The 4,193-nt window shown below is 36.6% G+C and carries 1 protein-coding gene and 2 pseudogenes; 2 read left to right on the top strand and 1 reads right to left on the bottom strand.

The features are described 5' to 3' along the window. Window positions 1-157: 157 nt before the first annotated feature. Window positions 158-947: pseudogene (locus AFK68_RS44515) on the top strand (serine/threonine protein kinase); the annotation flags it as partial. Window positions 948-1,054: 107 nt separating this feature from the next. Further along, a pseudogene (locus AFK68_RS44510) lies at window positions 1,055-2,083 on the top strand (pentapeptide repeat-containing protein); the annotation flags it as partial. A 281-nt stretch (window positions 2,084-2,364) separates the two neighbouring features. On the opposite strand, the gene AFK68_RS07750 reads toward AFK68_RS44510, so the two are convergent. Next, window positions 2,365-3,846, bottom strand: coding sequence for a bifunctional UDP-sugar hydrolase/5'-nucleotidase (locus tag AFK68_RS07750; protein ID WP_094672255.1), 1,482 nt, complete (start codon window positions 3,844-3,846; stop codon window positions 2,365-2,367). Window positions 3,847-4,193: the final 347 nt, after the last annotated feature.

Here is a 4,193-nt window from a genome sequence, read left to right as displayed (position 1 = left end):
ACAAAAAAATATTCTTATAGTTATTAGCAATTACTAAAATTAAAAAGGCGGTAATTTGTAATTGCTACTAAATAAAAAACATGATATAATTATAAAAATATATTTTTTGCATAAGCACCCCATTGACAAGCAGAAAAAACAAGGTGGTACTATTAATATGAAACAAGACCTTTCCAGTCACGGCTATGAAATTATTAGAGAAATGGAACGTCACCAACAGCAGGGAGAAGTTTCATATCAGGGACTAGCTGTTAAACAAGACCAACAAGTTGTCATCAAAGAATTTCGTTTTGCAGATGGTGAAGCTAATTGGGCAGGATTTGAAGCTTATGAACGGGAAGTAGAAATTCTTAAACAACTACAACATCCCCGCATTCCCAACTATATTGATGCCTTAGAAACTCCTGAAGGATTTTGTTTAATTACAGAATATCAAGAGGGAAAATCTTTAGCAGAAAGAAGAAGTTTTACCCCAGAACAAATTAAGCAAATTGCTATTTCAATTTTAGAAATTTTAGTTTATTTACAAAAGCATACACCGCCAATTATTCATGGTAATATTAAACCAGAAAATATATTAGTTGCTCCCCATGCAAACGGTGAAAGATTCCCTACTGCATATTTAATTAATTTTGGTTTTGCCCGTATGGGAATAGAAGAGAATTTAAGTGAGGGTTTCAGTGGTACACCTGGGTTTATGCCACCAGAACAAGAATTAAATGGCACAGTCACTATTAATTCTGATTTATATAGTTTGGGTGTAACTCTAATCTGCTTGCTTACAGGTACTCCCACTACAGATGTCAAAAAATTAATTGACCGCAATTATCGCTTTAATGTCAAAAAATTAATGCCACAACTGAGTACATTATTTACAATGTGGCTAGAAAAAATGGTATCTCCTAACGACAAAGACCGTTTTGACAATGCAGCAGCAGCTTTAGCTGNTTTATATAGTTTGGGTGTAACTCTAATCTGCTTGCTTACAGGTACTCCCACTACAGATGTCAAAAAATTAATTGACCGCAATTATCGCTTTAATGTCAAAAAATTAATGCCACAACTGAGTACATTATTTACAATGTGGCTAGAAAAAATGGTATCTCCTAACGACAAAGACCGTTTTGACAATGCAGCAGCAGCTTTAGCTGCACTCAAACCAATTCCTGTTTTTGGTGATGCTGCTAATTTTAAGAATGTGGCGATGGCAATGCAGCCTGTAAAAGCATCTGCCATGGTAGGAGTTGCTAGTATTGCTGCTCTTGCCATCATGGCGACAAGTTTAACAGCTTTCCGACAGCAACGATATCAAACGAATTTTCAGAGAACACAAAGACCTCAACGAGAAAGAACGATCGCCAGATTTTCTGGTAACAGCTCAATTGCTAAATTGCGAGCAACTTCAGAATGTTACGGTTGTAACTTCCGTGGTGCAAATTTAGCAGCTCTTAAACTGGAAGATGCTTATTTGCGGGAAGCAGATTTACGGAAAGCTAATTTGAGGGGTATTGAACTTAAGGGGGCAAGATTACAAAATGCAAACCTCAAGGAAGCCCAACTGCAAGGAGCAAATTTAATCAAAGCTAAACTCGAGGATGCAAATTTGTCTCGCGCTAGTTTAGAAGGTGCAAATTTAACCCATTCTAATTTCCAAAATGCCACATTGGAAAGAGCTTCTCTTGGTGGAGCAAGTTTACGTCGAGCAGTTTTAGAAAGCGCTAACCTACGGCAAGCTAATTTATCTGGTGCAAATTTAACCCATGCAAATTTGCGTGCTGCTAATCTCCATGGTGCTAATCTTAATGATGCTAATCTCACTAGAGCTAATTTAAAGGGAGCTAACCTGAAGAATGCTAATTTAAGTGGTGCAAAGATGCATCGTGCTAGTCTCCGAGGTTTAGACCTCAGAGGTGCAACCTTAATAGATGCTAGTCTCAGGAGAGTAGATTTAGTAGGAGCAAATTTAGCAGGTGTTAAGTTAATGGATGCTGACCTTGAGGGAGCTAACTTGAAGGGAGCTAACCTGAAGAATGCTAATTTACTAGGTGCAAATCTGGAAAAAGTAAATTTGGAAGGTGCTAATNGATGGTGAGCTAGTAGGGGTTTGTTTCAGTTATCAGTAGTGACCGTTGAAGCATCCGGATTAAAATACTGAAGTTGATTTTTTTCATCCTCTTACAGCGCTTTTCGTTTCAGTAGACCACAGTAGGGACGTTGCATAACAAAAATGCGAAACGTCCCTACTGGGTTTTGGTTGTGAAGATGTGGTTCATCAACTTGAAAAGCGCTGTAAGTATTCTTGTCTGTTCCCTGTTGCCTACCTTTGCTATACAATACCGATGCTAGCGGACATGATATGATGAGCTATTTCTGTACTAATCGACCTTCAACGTGACTGTTGAGATTTTGATGAGAACCAAAATATTCTTCTAGCACATCTTGGGAAGAAGTTGTCAATACTTTTTCGTTACCTAATTTTGTCAGTTCTTCAGCTGTTATATTTAAACTCTCAACAGAATTTTTGACATGATATTCCTGGAGACAAAGAGTGTATTGGGAATCATCTTCTACAACTTTTCCCTTAATTTTCAAAGATTCCAGCTTTTTGTCAGCATCATTATAAACTGCCTCCACCCCTTTGTTAACTTGAAAATAATTACTTTCACCAGGAATTCTGTTTTCCGGTCTCATAAAATATGCAAATATCTGCTTCAGTTGTGTTCCAGTAACTTTAGCCACAGAAAGAGGACCGTCATAAGGGTAAAGTTTTTTGAGATCGTTTAATGTTATTGAAGGTCCTAATTCTGTACCACGAATTGAACCACTGCCCACCAACACGACATCAATCATCTGTATTTGGGCAAAAATATCAGCTATTAAGTTACCTAACTCAGTTTCTCGCTCGCGAACAGGATGTACAAGTTGACGTGCTAACCGCCCAATGAGTCGATTATATTTGCGGTCTACTTCTTCTTTGAAGGAAGCTATAAACTTTTTCAGGTCTACATCGGGTTCGGCAAGATTGTCATCTACTGGTATAAGTTGCCATTTCCATTCGACAATACTATTGGTATCGTCATCTACAACAATATCAAAACGTCCAATTTGGTTTGTACCAACTCCCGCTTGTGTAATCAGAATGTCGTTCACTTTTGCTGGTTGGTCTAAGAATGTGTGAGAATGTCCACCAATAATCATATCTACACCCCATTCTGGCTTTAGCATTGCAGCTAATTTTTGATCTTCTTCAAAACCGATATGAGTTAACAAAACTGTCAGGTCAATATCTTCATTTTTGTATGCGTTGCAAATCTTACCCACTTCTGTAGCAGCATCTTGCAGCTTAACGAATTCGCCGATACTGGTATCTAATTTTAATGACTTTAAAACCTCTTCTGTGACAATACCCATGAACATGATATTAAACCCATCTACGTTCAGGATTAGATAGGGATTCATTAACCGTTTATTATATTTTTTAATATATAAGTTGGCATTTATAATGGGAAAGTTTGCCATCTTTTCTAGGAATAGTAAGTGGGAAAAACCATAATCTAATTCATGGTTTCCTATAGTTACTACATCTGGGGCTAAATAGTTCATAATTTCTATAGTTGAAATGCCCTTATATTCTGTATCAATCATAGAACCCTGAACCATATCACCAGAAATAACAAATAGCACATTTTCCTCTTCCTGGCGTACTTTTTTTAGATACCCTGAGATTAGCGACATTCCACCAATGAGATGACCTTCAGCACCTTGAGTTTCTGCTAAAAAATCTCCGTGCATATCATTGGAATGTAAAATTGTAAATTTTTTAAGTTTTTCTGTGGCAACTACCATTTTTTACCTCTAATAATTAGCTAGCTCTTAGAATTCAGCTATCAGCTATCAGCTTTTTTGAGCTTGGGTTTAAATCCCCTTTCCATTCGGGAATGCTCTGCAAACGGGCACGTTTACTGCTGAGTGCTGACCACTTTTTTAATCGAAGGTTTGGGGTTATTTATCTGTTAATTGATTACAGATAAATAACTATCTTTCCAGTTATAGCTTACAAAGATTCGTTTTATACTTTAATTTTTTTGAACTTATACTAAGTATTCTAACGACTAATATGTATTTTTTATAAAATTAAATATTTACATACTAAAGTGATCTTTACTTATTTTTTCCCATATCCCATATTATAT

It is taken from the genome of Hydrocoleum sp. CS-953, from assembly GCF_002260545.1.
Lineage (GTDB): Bacteria > Cyanobacteriota > Cyanobacteriia > Cyanobacteriales > Microcoleaceae > Trichodesmium.
This window is presented reverse-complemented; position numbering and strand designations above follow the sequence as displayed.

Bases quoted from the DNA above. Each gene is read 5' to 3' on its own strand.
- AFK68_RS07750 (WP_094672255.1), bottom strand. From the start codon at position 3,846: ATGGTAGTTGCCACAGAAAAACTTAAAAAATTTACAATTTTACATTCC.